Genomic DNA, 15,743 nt, shown 5'->3' on the forward strand with positions numbered 1-15,743 from the left:
TCGGACCGGCGCCCGTCACGCGTCGGAGCCGGAGTCGTCGGGGAGGTTCTCCCAGGCGTCCTTGCAGTCGGGGCACACCGGGAACTTCTCCGGGGCGCGGCTGGGCACCCACACCTTGCCGCACAGCGCGACGACCGGGGTGCCCATGACCATGGCCTCGGTGAGCTTGTCCTTCTCCACGTAGTGGGAGAAGCGCTCGTGGTCACCGTCCTCGGTCGGGACCGTGCGCTCGTCCTCGCGGACGTCGGTCAGGGTCGAGAATCCGAAGGAGCTCACCCGTGCAGTGTAGGCGCTCGGCGCGCTGTCGCCGACCGCTCCTCACACCTCGCCGGTGGCGTCGTACATCCAGGACATGTCGCCGGCGGCGAGTCCCTCGAGCCAGTCGGCCGGCGCGTGGCCGGCCACCGCCCCGAAGTCCCAGTAGTCCTTCCACAGGCTCACCCGGCCGTCGACGACGCGGTGCACGCTCACGAACGCCAGGTCCACCTGCTCCCCGGAGGCGAACACCCACCGCTCGGAGTGCTCGTACATCACGTGCTCGCCGTCGGCGACCAGCAGGCCGTCGAAGTTCTCGTACGACGCGAGGCCGGCCAGGCCGAGCTGCAGCCGCTTGACGATGTCGACCGGGCCCTTGGCGGCCGCCGTCGGGCCCACGGGCATGTCGAGGTAGAGCGCGTCGGGGGTGAGGTAGGCCGCCAGCCCGTCCCAGTCGCGGGCACAGAGCGTGCGCCACAGACCGAGCACCGCCTCACGGGGGGAGCGGAGGGATCCGGTGGCGTCGGGGAGCCGGGGGGACGTCGTCGTCATGGCGCGATCCTGCGACCGGTTTTGACACGTGTCAATCAAGGAGCTGGCGGCGGGTCAGTTGAGGGCGGCGTCGTCGGGGCGGGTGGCCCACCAGGCCACCTCGCCGGACTGACGCCGCAGCACGCGACGCCGCAGGCCCACCGGGTCGTCGCCGAAGACGTCCTCGGCCAGCCCGGGCACGACCGCCCACGAGCCCTCGTCGATCTCGGCCTCGAGCTGGCCCGCGCCCCAGCCGGCGTAGCCGGCGAACACCCGCAGCTGCAGCACGGTGCCGACGAGGTCGTCGGGTGAGAGGTCGAGGTCGACCACCCCGACGCGGTCGGCCACCGGACGGATGCCGGGCGCGCCCGGCTCGGCGGCGGCGAGGGCGAGCGCGCCGTCGGTCTCGACCGGGCCGCCCTGGAAGACGACCTCGGGATCGGCGGCGAGGTCCTCCCATGCGGGCAGCACCGCCCCCACCAGCAAGGGGGTGGGCCGGTTGAGCACGACCCCGACGGCACCACCGACGCCGGCGTCGACGAGGTAGACGACGGAGTCGACGAAGTGGGGGTCCTGCAGCTGGGGCGCGGCCACCAGCAGCAGCCCGGGGGCGGGGATCATCGCCCCATCATGACGGCACCGGAGGGGACCGTCCGTCCGCGCGTCCCCAGGGAGGGAGGGGACGCGCGGACGGACGGCGCTCGGGGCTCAGGCGGCGAGCGCCTGACGCAGCCGCTCGAGCAGGGTCGGGCGGATCTCCTCGGCGGGGAGCGGCACGGCGGCCGGACCGCCGTGGCCGACCCGCGCCTCGCGCTCGAGGCGGGCGCCGATCGGGGCCGCGACGTCCTCCTGCAGGACGCCGGCACGGCCGGCCATCACGGCCAGCATCGCGTGCTCCTTGAGCGTGGCCTTGCGCATCGCCTCGGCCATCGCGGCGTCCAGCGGGTGCTCGCGGTAGTGGTCGAGCACGGCACGCACGCCGGGCATCTCGTCGCAGGTCAGGCCCCAGGCGCGCACGACCGAGGCGGGCAGGTCCATCGGCTGGTCCATCTGGACCCGCTCGATCTGGCCGGCGAGGCGGGTGTGCCACTTCAGCTGCAGGGCCGCGAGCAGCTCCAGCTCGTCGGCGAAGGTCTCCTCGACACCCGGAACATCGAGGGGCAGCCGGCCGTCGCGCCGGCTGTTGGCAGCATCGATCACCGAACGCAGGGTCTCGCCTCGGTTGTGGAAGGACTTCCAGGTCATGGTCAGCTCCTCACTGATCATCGTTCCCACATACCGCGGGTACGTACTCCCAGTATGGAACCGGATCGCGGCCCCACAACCTCCGCGGCACGTGATCTGTCCCACCGGGCCACGTGACCTCCCCCACGCCGCGGCCGGACGGAGTCTTCGCAGGTCAGAGCACCTGCCGCGGCGAGTGAGCAGCCTCACGCCCCCGGTGACGACGCCGCGTCGCACGGGCGTCCCGCAGGTGAACACGCGGGCCCCGGGTGAGGCCCGCGTCACACCCCCGACCTAGGCTGGGGGGTATGGCGAAGTCGGTCGGGAAGCTGGTGCCGAAGGTGCCCAAGGTGCCCACCGTGAGCGGCGTGGCCGCCGCCACCCGTCGGGCGTCGTACTCCGCCTCCACCAAGCGCTCGCTGCTCGACGCCGCCACCGCGCTGTTCACCGAGCACGGCTACGCCGGCACCTCCCTGGACCAGATCGTCGCCGCCGCGGCGGTCACCAAGGGCGCGCTCTACCACCACTACTCGGGCAAGCAGGCGCTGTTCGAGGCGGTCTTCGAGCGCATCGAGACCGAGGCCGCCCAGCGCATCGCGAAGGCGCTGAAGAAGCGGCGCGACCCCTGGGACAAGGCCCTCGGCGGCGTGCGGGCGTTCCTCGAGGTCGTGCGCGAGCCGTCCTACCGGCGGGTGGTCATCCAGGACGGCCCCGCCGTGCTGGGCTACGAGCGCTTCCGGGAGCAGGAGGGCCGCTCGACCTTCGCGCACGTGGTGGAGATCATCGACGCCGTGCTCGACGCCGGCGACTGGTCGCTGGACGAGCAGATGCGCCTGACCTTCGGCCGGATCTTCTTCGGGGCGATGTCCTCGGCCGGCGAGACCGTGTCCAGCGCCGAGGACCCCGAGCTCGAGGCCCGGCGGGTGGAGGCGGCGGTCGGGTTCATGTTCTCGGGCTTCCAGCTGCTCATCGGCACCTCCGAGACCCTCCCCGACGCCCTGCGCATCGAGGCCGTCCCGGCGGACCCGGACGACGGGACCGACGGCGCGAGCGACGACACCTGAGGGACGCCGAGGCCTGAGGGGCCCTCAGGAGGTGGCGAGCGGAGCGCCCCGCAGCTCCGCGAGCAGGCAGAGCAGGCTCTGGATCGACTCGCCCTGGCGCGCGCCGTCGCGCGAGACCGGGCGCGCACGCCAGGCCGGGTCCTCGAGGCGCTGACCGGCGTCGGCGGGGGGCAGCAGCGCCCCCGGCGCGACCTCGTAGGCCCACCCGGCCGCGGTGCCGGCCGCGGCGTCGGCGTCGAGCAGCCACAGCCGGGTGACGACGCCGGCGCGGTACTCCCGGCCGGCCGGACCCTCGTGCACCAGCACGACGTCGTCGCCGGGCACGAGCGGGATCCGCAGCGCGGCGGTGTCGTGGCGCACCGCGACGTGACCGGCGCCCACCGGCACCGGCGCGACGTCGGGCACGGGCAGCAGCGGCACGGTTCCGGTGGGCCCGGTGGCCGCGGCGGCCGGGAGGACCGCCAGCGTCGAGCGACCCGCGTCCGGTCCGTACTCCCCGAAGGTCGGGTATCCCATGGCTCGCTCCCCTTCCGTATCGCACCCGGTCCCGGTCGTGGGATCCGTGGTGCCGACAGGCCCTCCCCGTCATCAGGATCAACGAGCCGGGGTCCGCGGGGTCACGCCCGGTCGACGGATTCTCAACGGTTTCTCAACGGGTCCTCGACGGGTCCCCGACGGGTCCTCGACGCGGACGAGCCCGTGGGGCGCCGGTCGACGACCGACGCCCCACGGGCGTTCTCGGGTGCGGGGTCGACCCGCCGGCCTCACACGGTGAACCGCGACACCAGCGCCTTGAGCTCCTCGGCCATCGAGGACAGCTCGGTGGCCGACTGCAGGGTGTTGTGGGCCCCCTGCCGGGTGTCGTCGGCCGCGGTGGACACCTGGGTGATGTCGTCGGCGATGCCATTGGCGCCGCCGGCGGCCTCGGTGACGCTGCGGGCGATCTCGTTGGTGGTGGCGGTCTGCTCCTCCACCGCGGAGGCGATCGTGGTCTGGATGTCGTTGATCCGCCCGATGACCTCGGTGATCTCGCTGATCGCCGAGACCGCGCCGCGGGTGTCGCCCTGGATGGCCTCGATCTTCTGACCGATGTCCTCGGTGGCCCGCGCGGTCTCCTTGGCCAGCTCCTTGACCTCGTTGGCGACCACCGCGAAGCCCTTGCCGGCGTCGCCGGCACGGGCCGCCTCGATGGTGGCGTTGAGGGCGAGCAGGTTGGTCTGCTGCGCGATGGACGTGATCACCTTGATGACCTGCCCGATCTCGGCCGAGGACTCACCCAGGCTCGCGACGGTGTCCTGGGCCTGGCCCGCCACCGAGACCGCACCGGTGGCGACCGTGGCCGCCTCGGTGGCGTTCTGGGCGATCTCGCGGATGCTGGCGGTCATCTCCTCCGCCGCCGAGGCGACGGTCTGGATGCTGGCCGAGACCTCGCTGGAGCTGGTCGTGGCGCTGGCTGCCCGGTCGGAGGTCAGCGCGGCGCCGTCGCCCATGCCCTGGGCCAGGATCGTCAGCTGCTCCGCGGCGACGCCGAGCGCCTCGGCGGTGCCGCCGATCTTCTGCATCGACTCGCGCAGCGCCGAGATCAGGGTGTCGAGGCCTCCGGCCAGCTGGCCGATGGCGTCCTCACCGTCGACGACGACGTGCCGGGTCAGGTCGCCCTCGGCGGCCGCGCGGACCACCTCGAGCACCGTCTCGACCCGCTGGGCCGAGCGCACGATCTCCTCCCGCTCCCGGCGGGCGACCTCGATCTTGGTCAGCGCCTGCGAGACCACCCGGCCCACGTTGCGCAGCGCGTCGAGCCGGCCCTGGGAGGGCGTGATCGACTCCATCATGAAGAAGTCCATCGTCCCCATGACCTTCTCATCCACGATGATCGGGAAGCAGAGCCCGGCCTTGACCCCGACCCGCTGGGCCACGGGGGCCCGCACGCAGTCGGTCATCTCCCCGATGTCGGGGGTGAAGAAGAGGTCGCGGGCGGCCCAGGCGCGACCCGAGAGGCCCACGCCCTCGGCGAACGTGGCCGAGAGGGTGACCGCCCGGAACTCGGGGCCGGCGTCGCCGGACTCGGAGTGGAAGTGCAGCAGGCCGTCCGTGGGGTCGATGGCCCAGTAGGAGCCGTAGGCCCAGCCGAACTCCTGGCGCACGGCGTGCAGCGTGGACTGGATGACCTCCTCCGAGGTCATGCCCGAGCCGGCCAGCAGCACCTGCATGGTGGTCTTCTCCAGCGCGGCGGCGTCCGACATCGCGTTGGCGCGGTCGCTCTCCAGCCGCAGCTTCTCGGTGATGACCTCCCAGGTGGCCATCGCCCCGACGTAGCGGCCGTCCTTGTCGCGGATCGGCGAGACGAGCAGGTCCAGGGTCTCCGGGCCGACCGAGATGTTGGCGCGCCGCGGCAGCATCGACTCGTCCGAGAGCAGTCCGCGCTGGTAGGCCGGGTTCTTGTGGAAGATGTCGAGGCTGGAGCCGACGATCCGGTCCACCGGCACCGGCAGGAACTCCTGCAGGCCGCGCAGCGTCTCCAGCGAGGCGGGGTTCATGTAGGTGATGACGAAGTCGCGGTCGGCGAACATCATGTTCGTCGGGCTCTGCTCCATCATCGAGGTGGTGCGGGCCACGGCCTGCTCCAGCGCCAGCTTCTCGGTCACCAGGTCCCAGGTGGCCATCGCGCCCACGTAGACGCCCTCGTCGTCGTAGATCGCGGCGACGGTGAGGTCGAGGGTCTCCGGACCGACCGAGATCATCGCCTGCCGGGGCAGGTACCGCTCGGGGTCGGCCAGCAGCCCGCGCTGGTAGCTCGGGTCCTTGTGGAAGATGTCGAGGCTGGAGCCCACCAGGGCGTCGGGCGACACCGGGATCCAGTCCGCCAGGGCGCGCAGGCCCTCGATGGTGGCCGGGTTGGCGTAGGTGATCACCAGGTCCTTGTCGGCCAGCATCACCCGGGTCGGCAGGCTGTCGAGCACCGAGCGCAGCCGCGTGAGGTCGGTTCCGGTCCCCTCGTGGCTGGCGCCGTTCTGGCTGGCGCGGGTCTGGAGCTCGGTCACGGCTTTCCTCCGATGGCGTGGGTGTCAGGGGCGTGGGGCACGTCGACCGCACGGTCGGCGTCGAGGATGAGCAGGATGGAGTCGGACAGCGGCACGACGCCGAGCACGACCTCCTGCACGGTGGGGGGCAGGTTGGCGGGGGTGGGCTGGAGACGGTGGCCGGCGGTGTCCATGACGTCGCCGATGTCGTCGACCAGCAGGGCGGCGACCTCGCCGCGGCTGCGGACCACGACGTTCATGGGCAGCGCGTCGGCGTCGCGGGGCGGCAGCCCCAGCCGGGAGCGCAGGTCGAGCGCGGTGACGATCTGGCCGCGCAGGTTGATCAGGCCGCGCACGGTGCTCTGCGCGTTCGGCACGCGGGTGAGCTGCTGGTAGCGCAGGACCTCCTGCACGTGCTCGACGCCGAGGCCGAGGTGCAGCCCGTCCACCCAGAAGGTGCAGTACTGCGCGGCGAGCGAGGGCTGGCCGGCGTCGATGGCGTCGGGCCGGGCGGGGGCGGTGGGCGTCGTGGTCATCGGGCACCCGCCATCGAGGCCGCTCCGGCCAGCATCGGGCGCACGACGGCGTCGAGGTCGACCAGGTCGGTGACCTTGTCCTGCACCACCGCCGAGCCGAGGACGCCGGGGCGCCGGCCCACCTCGGAGGCGACGACGGTCTCGTCCACCACGTCGAGCACGCGGTCGATGACGATGCCGACCCGGTGGTCGCCGTCCTCGTGCACCACGACCGAGAGCAGGTCCTCGGTGGTGGGTGAGGACGGCAGCCCGATCGCGGGGGCGAGGCGGACCAGGGGCAGGATGCCGTCGCGGTACTGCACGACCTCCACCCCGCCCGAGCGCTCGATCCGGTCCATGGGGAACTCCTCCAGTCGCGAGACGGCGGTGAGCGGCAGCGCGGCCCGACGCCCCTGCGCGACCTCGAGCACCAGCAGCGCGCTGGAGTCGACGTGGCCGGTGCGGACGTCGTCGTGCTGGTCCTGGGCGGCCTCGAGCGAGCGGCACCGGGCGATGCCGGCGACGTCGAGGATCAGCGAGACCCGGCCGTCGCCCATGATCGTGGCGCCGGCGTACATCGGCAGCGACTTCAGCTGCCGGCCGATCGGCTTGACCACGATCTCCTGGGTGTCGTGGACCTCCTCCACGCACAGCCCGAAGTGCACGTCGTCGGCCTGCACCACGACCACGGTGAGGTGGTCGTGCTCGACGCGCTCGAGCCCGAGCACGTCACCGAGGGACACCAGCGGCAGCAGCCGGCCGCGCAGGCGCAGCACCGGCGCGTCGGCCAGCACCTCGACCTGCCCCTCGAGGTCGCGCCCCTCGAGCCGCACGAGCTCGACGAGGTTGGCCTGCGGGATGGCGTAGCGGTCGCCGCGCTCCCCCACCACGAGGGCGGGGATGATCGCCAGCGTCAGCGGGATGCGCACGCGCACGGTCGTGCCGAGGCCGACGCTGCTGAGCAGGTCGACGGTGCCGCCGATGCGCTCGATGCTGGTGCGCACCACGTCCATGCCGACGCCGCGGCCCGAGACGTTGGTGATCTGCTCGGCGGTGGAGAAGCCGGGACGGAAGATGAGGTCGAGGATCTGGCGCGGTTCCATGCGGGTCAGCGCGTCGCGGCTGACCACGCCGCGGCTCACGGCCGCGGCCCCGATGCGGTCGGGGTCGATGCCCCGGCCGTCGTCGGTGATCTCGATGACGACCTGGCCGGACTCGTGGAAGGCGCGCAGGTGGAGCCGTCCGGCGGCGGGCTTGCCGGCCGCCACGCGGTCGGCCGGCGGCTCGAGGCCGTGGTCGAGGGAGTTGCGCACCAGGTGGGTCAGGGGACCCTTGAGCGCCTCCAGCAGGGTGCGGTCGAGCTCGGTCTCGTGACCCTCGAGCTCGAGGTTGACCTCGCGCCCCAGCTGGTGGGCGAGGTCGCGCACCATCCGCGGCATCTTGGCCCACACCTGCCCGATGGGCTGCATGCGGGTGCGCATGACGTTCTCCTGCAGCTCGCTGGCCACGATGTCCAGGCGCTGCGCGGCGCGCACGAGGTCGGGGTCGGCGCCGCCGGCGTGGGTGACGTCGGTGCGCTGCAGGATCTGGTTGCGGGTGAGCACGAGCTCCCCGACCAGCTGCACCAGGCCGTCGAGCAGGTCGACGTCGACCCGCACCGAGGCGTCGACGACGCGTCGCGGACCGCTCTCGTCCTCGCCGTGCTCGGGCTCCTCGTGCACCGCTGCGGGGGCGGACACCGGGACCGGCACCGGGGCGGGCGCAGGGGCGGGCACCGGGACAGGGGCCGTGGCAGCGGGAACAGCCTCCGCCGGGGGGACGGGCGGAGCGACGACGGACGTCGCCTCCACCTCCTCGGTCGTCCCCCCGACGGCCTGCTCGACCTGCTCCAAGGCCGGTTCGGGGGTCGCCTCGACGGCGACGGGGGCCGCGACCACCGGCGCGACGACCGGCTCGGCGACCGGGGCCTCGACGGGAGGCGCCTCGGCGACGGGCGCGGCGACGGGCTCGGCGGCGGGCGCGGAGGCCGGCGCGGGGCGGCCCTCCAGCACGGCCTCGAGCCGCTCGACGACGGACTCCACGGCGACGGCGGGGTCGGCGTCGTTGCCGTCCCGCTCGATCGCGTCCAGCAGGCCGCGCACGGTGTCCACCATCAGCAGCAGGACCTCGGCGACCTCGGTGGTCATCGTCATCTTCTGGTCGCGTAGTCGCGACAGCAGGTTCTCGCCGTGGTGGGTGAGCCGCTCCAGCCGGCCGAAGGCCAGGAAGCCGCTGGTGCCCTTGATGGTGTGGATCGCCCGGAAGATGCTGGACAGCAGTTCGCGGGACCCCGGGCTCTGCTCCAGCTCGACCAGGTCGCGGTCGAGCTGGTCCAGGTTCTCGTGGCTCTCCACGAGGAACTCGGCGACGATCTCGGCGTCCTCGTTCACCCTGTCCTCCCTCCGGCTCGTGCGGCACGGTGGACCGTGCCGGTGTCACGGGGAGGTTCGGCGCGCCGCCCGGCGACCTGAGGGGAATCGACGCAGTTCAGGGCCGGTGTCGGCCCCGCGACGCGGGCCTTGTCGCCGGCTTGCGGAGATCCTGCGCCACCCTGGTCCCCGGGCGCACGACAGCACCCGCGACCGCCGACGGCGGACGCGGGTGGGCGCGGGTGGACGGCCCGGGACGGGCCCCGATCAGGGCGTGGGGCGCTCGCGCAGTTGCGCGGCGAGGGCGGCGACGGCCTGCTCCGAGGGCGAGGCGGCGGCCTGGTTGGAGCTCTCGAGCTGGATGAGGAGCTCGGACCGGTTGACCGCCACCGAGCGGGGGGCGGCGATGCCGAGGCGGACGACGTCGCCGCGCACCTCCAGCACCGTCACCACCACGTCGTCGCCGATCTGCAGACTCTCGCCGACGCGGCGACTCAGGACGAGCATGGGATCACGGTACCGATCTCGGGGAGGTGGTGGGCGCGGGTGCTCAGCCGAGCAGCGGCGCGGCGACCGGGAACGTGGCGTCGTCGAGGATCACCTGGGCCGCCTCGCGGGTGCGGGTGTTGACGACCACGGGCGCCAACAGGTTGGCGGTGGTGTCGGTCAGGGTGGCCCCGGCGGTGAGGATGACCAGCAGCAGCACCTCGTGCTCCGAGTCGATCCCGAGCTCGGCGACGACGTCGTCGGAGACCTCCGGGGTGTAGTCGGGGAAGAAGTGCTGGGGCGGGACCACCAGGAACCGCAGGTCGGGGTCGTCGAGCGAGCGGAGCGCACACAGCACGCCGGCGTCGTCGAGCTGGACGAGCGCGAAGCGTCGGGCCTCGGGGAATCCGGGCAGCGGGTGCACGATGTCGATGACGGGGATGTCGAGCACAGCGGTCTCGGACATGCTGCTCCTTGTCGTGGGACTCCCGGCGTCCGCGCGGGTCTGCGTGGCGATCATCGCAGAAACTGCAAGAGGCTCGGCTGCATGACCCGCGAGGTCGCGGCCAGCGCGGCCTGGTAGGCGACCTCCTGCATCTGCAGCTTGACGGCGGTGGCGGGCAGGTCGGCCTCCTCCACCTCCGAGAGCCGGGTCTGCAGGGTGATGATCGAGTCCTTGGCGGTCTGCGACGCCGCCTCCACGCGGTTGTAGCGCGCGCCGACGTCGGCCTGCACCGTGTTGATGGTGGTCAACCGGGTCTCCAGGCTCGCCAGGGTGCTGCGGATCGTGGTGTCGTCACCGGCGGCGAGCGCGGTGGACAGCGTCTCGAGGTCGTCGAACAGCGAGGACCCGTTGGGGCCCACGACGTCGGTGCCGGTGACGTCCACCCGCACCTTCACGCCGTCGGCGACGGTGCGCGAGACCTGGCCGGGCACGCCGACGTAGGCGCCGGTGGCGTCGAAGGCGGTGGCGCCGGGCGTGAGCCCGCCGAGCACCGGCCGGCCGAGGAAGGTGGCGTTGGCCTGGGAGACCAGGCTCTCCTTGAGCTGGTCGACCTCGGCCGCGAGCGCGGCGCGGGCCGCGGGGCTCGTCGTGCCGGTGCTGGCGCCCTGGAGGCCGAGCTCGCGGGCGCGGCGCACCCCGGCCGACATGCCCGAGAGCGTGGTGTCGATCGTGCCCAGCCAGGACATCGCGTTGTCGGCGTTGCGGACGTAGGACTCCTGCTGGCTGGCCGCGGAGCGGAACCGCATCGCGACCGACGCCGCCGTCGGGCTGTCGGAGGGCCGGTTGACGACCCGCCCGGTGGAGAGCTGCTCCTGGCTGACCGCCAACCGGGCCTGGGCGGCCTGCATCGCCGACAGCGAGCGGTTCGTGATCATGTTCTGGGTGACGCGCACGGTGGTCATCAGCGGGCCGTCCGGTTGATCAGGGTGTCGAGGACCGAGTCGACCACGGTCATCACGCGGGCCGCGGCCTCGTAGGCGCGCTGGGCGGCGAGCATCGTCACCATCTCCTCGTCGATGTTGACCCCGGAGAGCTGCTCCCGGGCCGAGTCGACCTGCTTCGTCAGCAGGTCCTGGGTGCTGGACAGCCGCTGGGCGGAGGCGACGGTGGTGCCGAAACCGGTGACCAGCGAGGTGTAGGCGTCCTCGGCGGCGCCGGTGGCGGCGAGCCGGTCGGCCTGCGTGCCGTCGATGACGCCGCCCGGGGTGGCGGCGGCCGCCACCTGGGTCGGCGAGGTGAGGTTGACGCTCAGCGTGCGGGCCGCGTCGCCGGCGGTGAAGGTGAAGAAGGCCTGCCCGGTCGCGCCCGTGGCGTCGTAGCCGGCGGTGTGCAGGCCGTTGACCTGGGTGGCCAGGCCCTCCACGACGCTCGCGAGGCCACTGGCGTAGCCCGGCAGCGTGGTGTCGAGCAGCTCGGTGGTCGCGCCGATCTCGCCGCCCAGGGCCCCGGTGGTCGTGGTGGTGGCCCCGAGGGTGACCGTGAGCGAGACCGGGTTGCCGTCGGCCGCACCGGAGGCGGTGACGCCGGTGGCGACCGAGAGCGTGCCGGCCTGGACGCCGGAGACCAGCGCGACGCTGCCGACGTTGAAGTCGAAGCCGCCGTCGGGGCGGGTCACCGCCTTGCCGCCGGTGAGCTGGGCCAGCCGCATCGCGATCTGGTCGCGCTGGTCGAGCAGGTCGCTGGCGTCGACGCCGTCGAGCGCGGCGGCGGAGATGGCGCGGTTGGTGGCGGCCAGCTCGCCGGCGCGCGTGGTCACCTCGGTGACCGAGGACAGCAGCGAGACCCGCTGGGTGGCCGACTCCTCGTCGATCGCGGCGGCCTGGGCGTGCACGGCGTCCACGAGCGCCTCGGCACGGGCCAGGACCTGGCCGCGGGCGGCACCCGACTCGGGGGTGTTCGCCAGGTCGTGCCAGCTGGTGCGGAAGGAGGCGAGGGCGGCGGCGACGCCGGTCGTGCCGGGCTCGCCGAGGCCGGACTCCACCCGCTGCAGCACGGTGGAGCGCAGCTGGAGGCAGGAGGAGCGTCCGTTCTCGCTGCGCGAGCGGGCGTCGAGCAGGCCGTCCGCGAGCCGGTCGACGCCCTTGACGCCCACCCCGCCGCCGACGGCGTCGAGGCCGTCGGGGTAGCGCGACCACAGCGCCGGCACCGCGCCGGCCCCCAGCGACTCCCCGACGGCACGGCGCCGGGTGTAGCCCTCGGTGGCCGCGTTCGCGACGTTGTTGGAGGCGACGTCGAGGGTGACGCGGTGGTAGCGCAGCGCGGTGAGCGCGGTGTTGAGCGAGCTGAAGGATCCGGTCATGGCGTCACAGGCTCCGGTCGACGAGTCGGGCCCCCGGGGTGGCGGCGACCGCGCTGCCGTCGGGGCTGTAGCTCTCCGGGGCCTGCTCGGCGAGGCTGAGCAGGGTCTCGCGCGCCGAGCGGTAGCCGGAGGTGATGAGGTGACGGTTCGCGTCGGCCATGTCGATCACCTGGCGGGTGATCGTCGTGAAGGCCTCGTGGTGGTCCATGAGGGTGGTCCGCCAGGGCTCGGCACTGCGGGTCGCGACCTCGCGCAGCGGGGTGTCGGCCGGCAGGCCGAGCCCCTCACAGGCCTCGGCGGCCGCGACCGAGCGCAGCACCTCGACCTCGCGCAGGGTCTCCAGGACCGCCTCGACCTCGCGGGCGGCGCGCATCAGCCAGCCCGTGCGGCCGTGGGCGAGGACCAGCTGCTCGACCTCCAGCCGGAACAGCAGCGTCTCCAGCAGCTCCCGCTCCTGCCAGAGAACGAGTGAGAGCTTCTCCATGCCCGTGACCTCTCCTCCACACGACCCGACGGCGATTCCGCGGGGTCACCGAAGAGGATCGGACGCCCCGACCGGCACCTGAGGAGAACGGCTCTTCCGGCGTCACAGAGACCCACCGACCTGCGATTCCGGAATGGACCCAGGTCCAGTCCGACACCCGTGCGCCGACGGGACCCAGGTCCTGTGAGCCAGGCCACTCGAACCCGAGGTCGGGGGTGGTCAGTTGTGACTAGCCGTCCCGACGATCGGTCCCACCTGTGGGCCATTTCACGGTTTTCCTCGCGTGTTGCCCAAACGTCGCTGCAGACTTCAACCACCGGGAGGCTCGGACCCGGGAAGTGCCAGGCAGGTCAGGGAGGGCCGCCTGGACGGGACGACGCCCCCGGCGTGACGGCCCGAGGTCCGTGCTCCTCGCACCCCTCGTTCCGCCCTGCCGACGCGCGTCGATCCACGCCTGCGGCCATGGGAGGGCCGCGGGCGCGCCACCGGAGGAGGGATCGGTGGCGGCCTTTGAGGGAGGGCACATGAGCATCGACTACGCCGACACGACCGGCACCGCCGCGCACGCCTCGAGCGTCCCCGCCGCGCCGATCGATCTCGACGACCTGATCACCCAGCACCTGGGCCTGGTCTCGCACGCCGTGCGGGAGACCATGAGCAGCGTCCCGGCCCACGTGAGCCGCGACGACCTGCACTCGGCCGGCCTCACCGCGCTCGTCAAGGCGGCGCGCGCCTTCGACCCCGAGCGCGGGGTGCCGTTCGGCCGCTACGCCATGACCCGCATCCGCGGCGCCCTCGTGGACGAGCTGCGCGGCGTCGACTGGGCCTCGCGCTCGGTGCGCCGTCGCAGCCGCGACATCGACGCCGCCCGCAACCAGCTCGCCGCCCAGCTGGGCCGCGTGCCCACCGCCGCCGAGGTGGCGGCCGCCGCCGGCCTGTCGGTCACCGAGGTCGAGAACACCGAGGGCGACCTGATCCGCGCCAACGTGCTCTCCCTGCAGGCCGACAGCGAGCGCGGCTACGAGGAGACCCTGGTCAGCCCGATCGCCACCCCCGAGGACAGCCTCATCGGCCGGGAGCGCCTGGACTACCTCGTGGACGCGATCGCCGAGCTGCCCGAGCGGATGCGCGTCGTCGTGCAGGAGTACTTCCTCGCCGAGCGGCCGATGGCCGAGATCGCCGCCACCCTGGGCGTCACCGAGTCGCGGGTCTCCCAGATCCGCGCCGAGGCGCTGGTGCTGCTGCGCGATGCGATGAACACCGCGCTGGACCCCGACATGGTGGTCGCGCCCGAGCGCCCCGACGGCTGCGCCGCGCGCCGCCGCCAGGCCTACTTCCAGGCCGTCGCCGACCGGCACGCCTCGCAGCTGCGCCAGAGCCGGCCCGCCGTCGCCGCCGTCCGCCGTCCGCGTCTCGGGACCACGGGATAACCCCCTGGACCCCGGCGGTGCCTCCTGAGCGAGCCGACGATCCCACGAACGGCCCCCCGGCCGTCGATGCCCACCGGACCCTCTCCGGTGGGCATCGGTGTTTCCCCCGCCGCCGGCGACACCCCGCCGCGGCGCACCGGCGCGCCGCGGGCCGGGACGCACGGAGGGACCCAGGGAGGGACGCAGGGAGGGACGTCGCTGCCCGGGTTCGACGCCACCACGCAGCAGGCGTGGGAGTCGGGGTGGACGGCCGCGTGGCTGCTGGCCAGAAAATTGCTGGAAACCTCTCAGCCCTCCTCGCCCCGGGCCGATCACCCTCCTGAGCCCACGGACGGGCTCCGTCAGGACCTACACCAGGAGGGGATCATCATGGGTCTTCGCATCAACACCAACACCGACGCGTTCAACTCGTACCGCAACCTGTCCGTCACCCAGGGGCAGATGTCGAAGTCGCTGGAGAAGCTGTCCAGCGGTTACCGCATCAACCGTGCCGCTGACGACGCCGCCGGTCTGGCCATCTCCGAGGGCCTGCGCAGCCAGGTCGGGGGCCTCAAGGTCGCCGCCCGCAACGCGCAGGACGGCATCTCGGTCATGCAGACGGCGGAGGGCGCGCTCACCGAGGTGCACTCGATCCTGCAGCGCATGCGCGACCTCGCGGTGCAGGCCGGTAACGACACCAACAGCACCGACGCCCGCAACGCGATCGGCCAGGAGGTCACCCAGCTGAACTCCGAGCTGTCCCGCATCGCCGGCTCGACGAACTTCAACGGTCAGAAGCTGCTGGACGGCTCCGCCAACACCCTGAACTTCCAGGTGGGCGCGGGCTCGAACAGCTCCAACGACGTCATCTCGTTCAACTTCGACTCCGCGGACGTCTCGGCGGTCGCCACGGCGCTCACCAGCGGCGGCGGCACCTCCTTCGACGTGCTGACCCCGACGGCCGTCACCGGTGCGATGAGCTTCACCGCCGCCGGCGGTGCCTCCGCCTCCGTCACCCTCGGCGCGGCCGGCACCTACACCACCACCCAGGACGTCGCCGACGCCCTGAACGGCAACACCGGTTTCTCCAGCGGCTTCCGCGCGGCGGTCAACGACAGCAACCAGCTCGTCGTGACCGCGAACGACAACACCGCCGTGGCCACCACCGCTCCCGGTACCGGCCTCACCGGCGGCGCCGCCGTCGCGGGTGGCATCTCGTTCAACACCGCCGCCAACTCCCGGACCGCGATCGACGCCATCGACGCGCAGATCAAGAACATCTCCACCGCCCGGGCGAACCTCGGTGCCGTGCAGAACCGGTTCGAGCACACCATCAACAACCTCAACGTGGCCGTCGAGAACCTGTCGGCCTCCGAGAGCCGGATCCGCGACACCGACATGGCGCAGGAGATGATGAGCTTCACCCGCTCGCAGATCCTGTCGCAGGCCGGCACCGCGATGTTGGCCCAGGCCAACTCCGCCCCGCAGGGCGTCCTCTCGCTCCTGCGCGGCTGATCCTCACTCCGGTTCGGGGGCGTGACCG

Annotated in this window: 16 protein-coding genes; 3 read left to right on the plus strand and 13 right to left on the minus strand. The window is 72.9% G+C overall.

Annotated elements, in window-relative coordinates; translation table 11 throughout:
* Nucleotides 1–15: 15 nt before the first annotated feature.
* The 4 genes from ACERUJ_RS18960 to ACERUJ_RS18975 form a co-directional block, all read right to left on the minus strand.
* A complete protein-coding gene (locus ACERUJ_RS18960; RefSeq protein ID WP_370250503.1) occupies nt 16–276 on the minus strand; it encodes a DUF3039 domain-containing protein in 261 nt (86 codons plus the stop codon).
* A 42-nt stretch (nt 277–318) separates the two neighbouring features.
* The gene (locus tag ACERUJ_RS18965; protein ID WP_370250505.1) at nt 319–807 is read right to left on the minus strand and encodes a nuclear transport factor 2 family protein; all 489 of its coding nucleotides are present in this window, start codon (nt 805–807) and stop codon (nt 319–321) included.
* Nucleotides 808–861: 54 nt separating this feature from the next.
* Nucleotides 862–1,407 (minus strand): YqgE/AlgH family protein, encoded by a 546-nt coding sequence (locus tag ACERUJ_RS18970; RefSeq protein WP_370250506.1) that lies wholly within the window; start codon nt 1,405–1,407, stop codon nt 862–864.
* Between the two features lie 87 nt (nt 1,408–1,494).
* Nucleotides 1,495–2,052 (minus strand): hypothetical protein, encoded by a 558-nt coding sequence (locus ACERUJ_RS18975; protein ID WP_370250507.1) that lies wholly within the window; start codon nt 2,050–2,052, stop codon nt 1,495–1,497.
* A 266-nt stretch (nt 2,053–2,318) separates the two neighbouring features.
* On the opposite strand from ACERUJ_RS18975, the gene ACERUJ_RS18980 reads away from it, so the two are divergent.
* Nucleotides 2,319–3,074 carry a TetR/AcrR family transcriptional regulator gene (locus ACERUJ_RS18980; protein WP_370250508.1) on the plus strand — a complete coding sequence of 252 codons (756 nt, stop codon included), beginning with the start codon at nt 2,319–2,321 and terminating at the stop codon, nt 3,072–3,074.
* A gap of 24 nt (nt 3,075–3,098) precedes the next feature.
* Here ACERUJ_RS18980 and ACERUJ_RS18985 read toward each other — a convergent pair whose 3' ends face one another.
* From ACERUJ_RS18985 to ACERUJ_RS19025, 9 genes are all read right to left on the minus strand, one after another.
* Nucleotides 3,099–3,590 carry a hypothetical protein gene (locus ACERUJ_RS18985; protein ID WP_370250509.1) on the minus strand — a complete coding sequence of 164 codons (492 nt, stop codon included), beginning with the start codon at nt 3,588–3,590 and terminating at the stop codon, nt 3,099–3,101.
* 248 nt (nt 3,591–3,838) lie between these two features.
* Nucleotides 3,839–6,115: a methyl-accepting chemotaxis protein gene (locus ACERUJ_RS18990; protein WP_370250510.1), complete on the minus strand. Its 2,277-nt coding sequence runs from the start codon at nt 6,113–6,115 to the stop codon at nt 3,839–3,841.
* A complete protein-coding gene (locus ACERUJ_RS18995; RefSeq protein WP_370250511.1) occupies nt 6,112–6,630 on the minus strand; it encodes a chemotaxis protein CheW in 519 nt (172 codons plus the stop codon). Before ACERUJ_RS18995 ends, ACERUJ_RS18990 begins: the two co-directional genes overlap by 4 nt.
* A complete protein-coding gene (locus ACERUJ_RS19000) occupies nt 6,627–9,038 on the minus strand; it encodes a chemotaxis protein CheA (protein WP_370250513.1) in 2,412 nt (803 codons plus the stop codon). The genes ACERUJ_RS18995 and ACERUJ_RS19000 overlap by 4 nt, the downstream gene beginning before the upstream one ends.
* Nucleotides 9,039–9,284: 246 nt before the next feature.
* A complete protein-coding gene (gene csrA, locus ACERUJ_RS19005; protein WP_370250514.1) occupies nt 9,285–9,524 on the minus strand; it encodes a carbon storage regulator CsrA in 240 nt (79 codons plus the stop codon).
* Nucleotides 9,525–9,567: 43 nt separating this feature from the next.
* A complete protein-coding gene (fliW, locus tag ACERUJ_RS19010; protein ID WP_370250515.1) occupies nt 9,568–9,969 on the minus strand; it encodes a flagellar assembly protein FliW in 402 nt (133 codons plus the stop codon).
* A 50-nt stretch (nt 9,970–10,019) separates the two neighbouring features.
* Nucleotides 10,020–10,910: a flagellar hook-associated protein FlgL gene (gene flgL / locus ACERUJ_RS19015; protein WP_370250516.1), complete on the minus strand. Its 891-nt coding sequence runs from the start codon at nt 10,908–10,910 to the stop codon at nt 10,020–10,022.
* Complete coding sequence (gene flgK, locus ACERUJ_RS19020; protein WP_370250518.1) at nt 10,910–12,307, minus strand: flagellar hook-associated protein FlgK; 1,398 nt, start codon at nt 12,305–12,307, stop codon at nt 10,910–10,912. The genes flgL and flgK overlap by 1 nt, the downstream gene beginning before the upstream one ends.
* Before the next feature lie 4 nt (nt 12,308–12,311).
* Nucleotides 12,312–12,791 carry a flagellar protein FlgN gene (locus ACERUJ_RS19025; RefSeq protein ID WP_370250519.1) on the minus strand — a complete coding sequence of 160 codons (480 nt, stop codon included), beginning with the start codon at nt 12,789–12,791 and terminating at the stop codon, nt 12,312–12,314.
* Between the two features lie 524 nt (nt 12,792–13,315).
* Between ACERUJ_RS19025 and ACERUJ_RS19030 the strand changes: the two genes are divergently transcribed.
* Together ACERUJ_RS19030 and ACERUJ_RS19035 are read left to right on the plus strand one after the other, a co-directional pair.
* The gene (locus tag ACERUJ_RS19030) at nt 13,316–14,221 is read left to right on the plus strand and encodes a sigma-70 family RNA polymerase sigma factor (protein ID WP_370250520.1); all 906 of its coding nucleotides are present in this window, start codon (nt 13,316–13,318) and stop codon (nt 14,219–14,221) included.
* Nucleotides 14,222–14,590: 369 nt separating this feature from the next.
* Entirely contained in the window at nt 14,591–15,715 is a 1,125-nt protein-coding gene (locus tag ACERUJ_RS19035) for a flagellin (RefSeq protein WP_370250521.1), read from the plus strand.
* Nucleotides 15,716–15,743 lie beyond the last annotated feature (28 nt).

The sequence above is a fragment of the Nocardioides sp. genome (assembly GCF_964228225.1).
In the GTDB taxonomy this organism is placed as follows: Bacteria; Actinomycetota; Actinomycetes; order Propionibacteriales; family Nocardioidaceae; genus Nocardioides.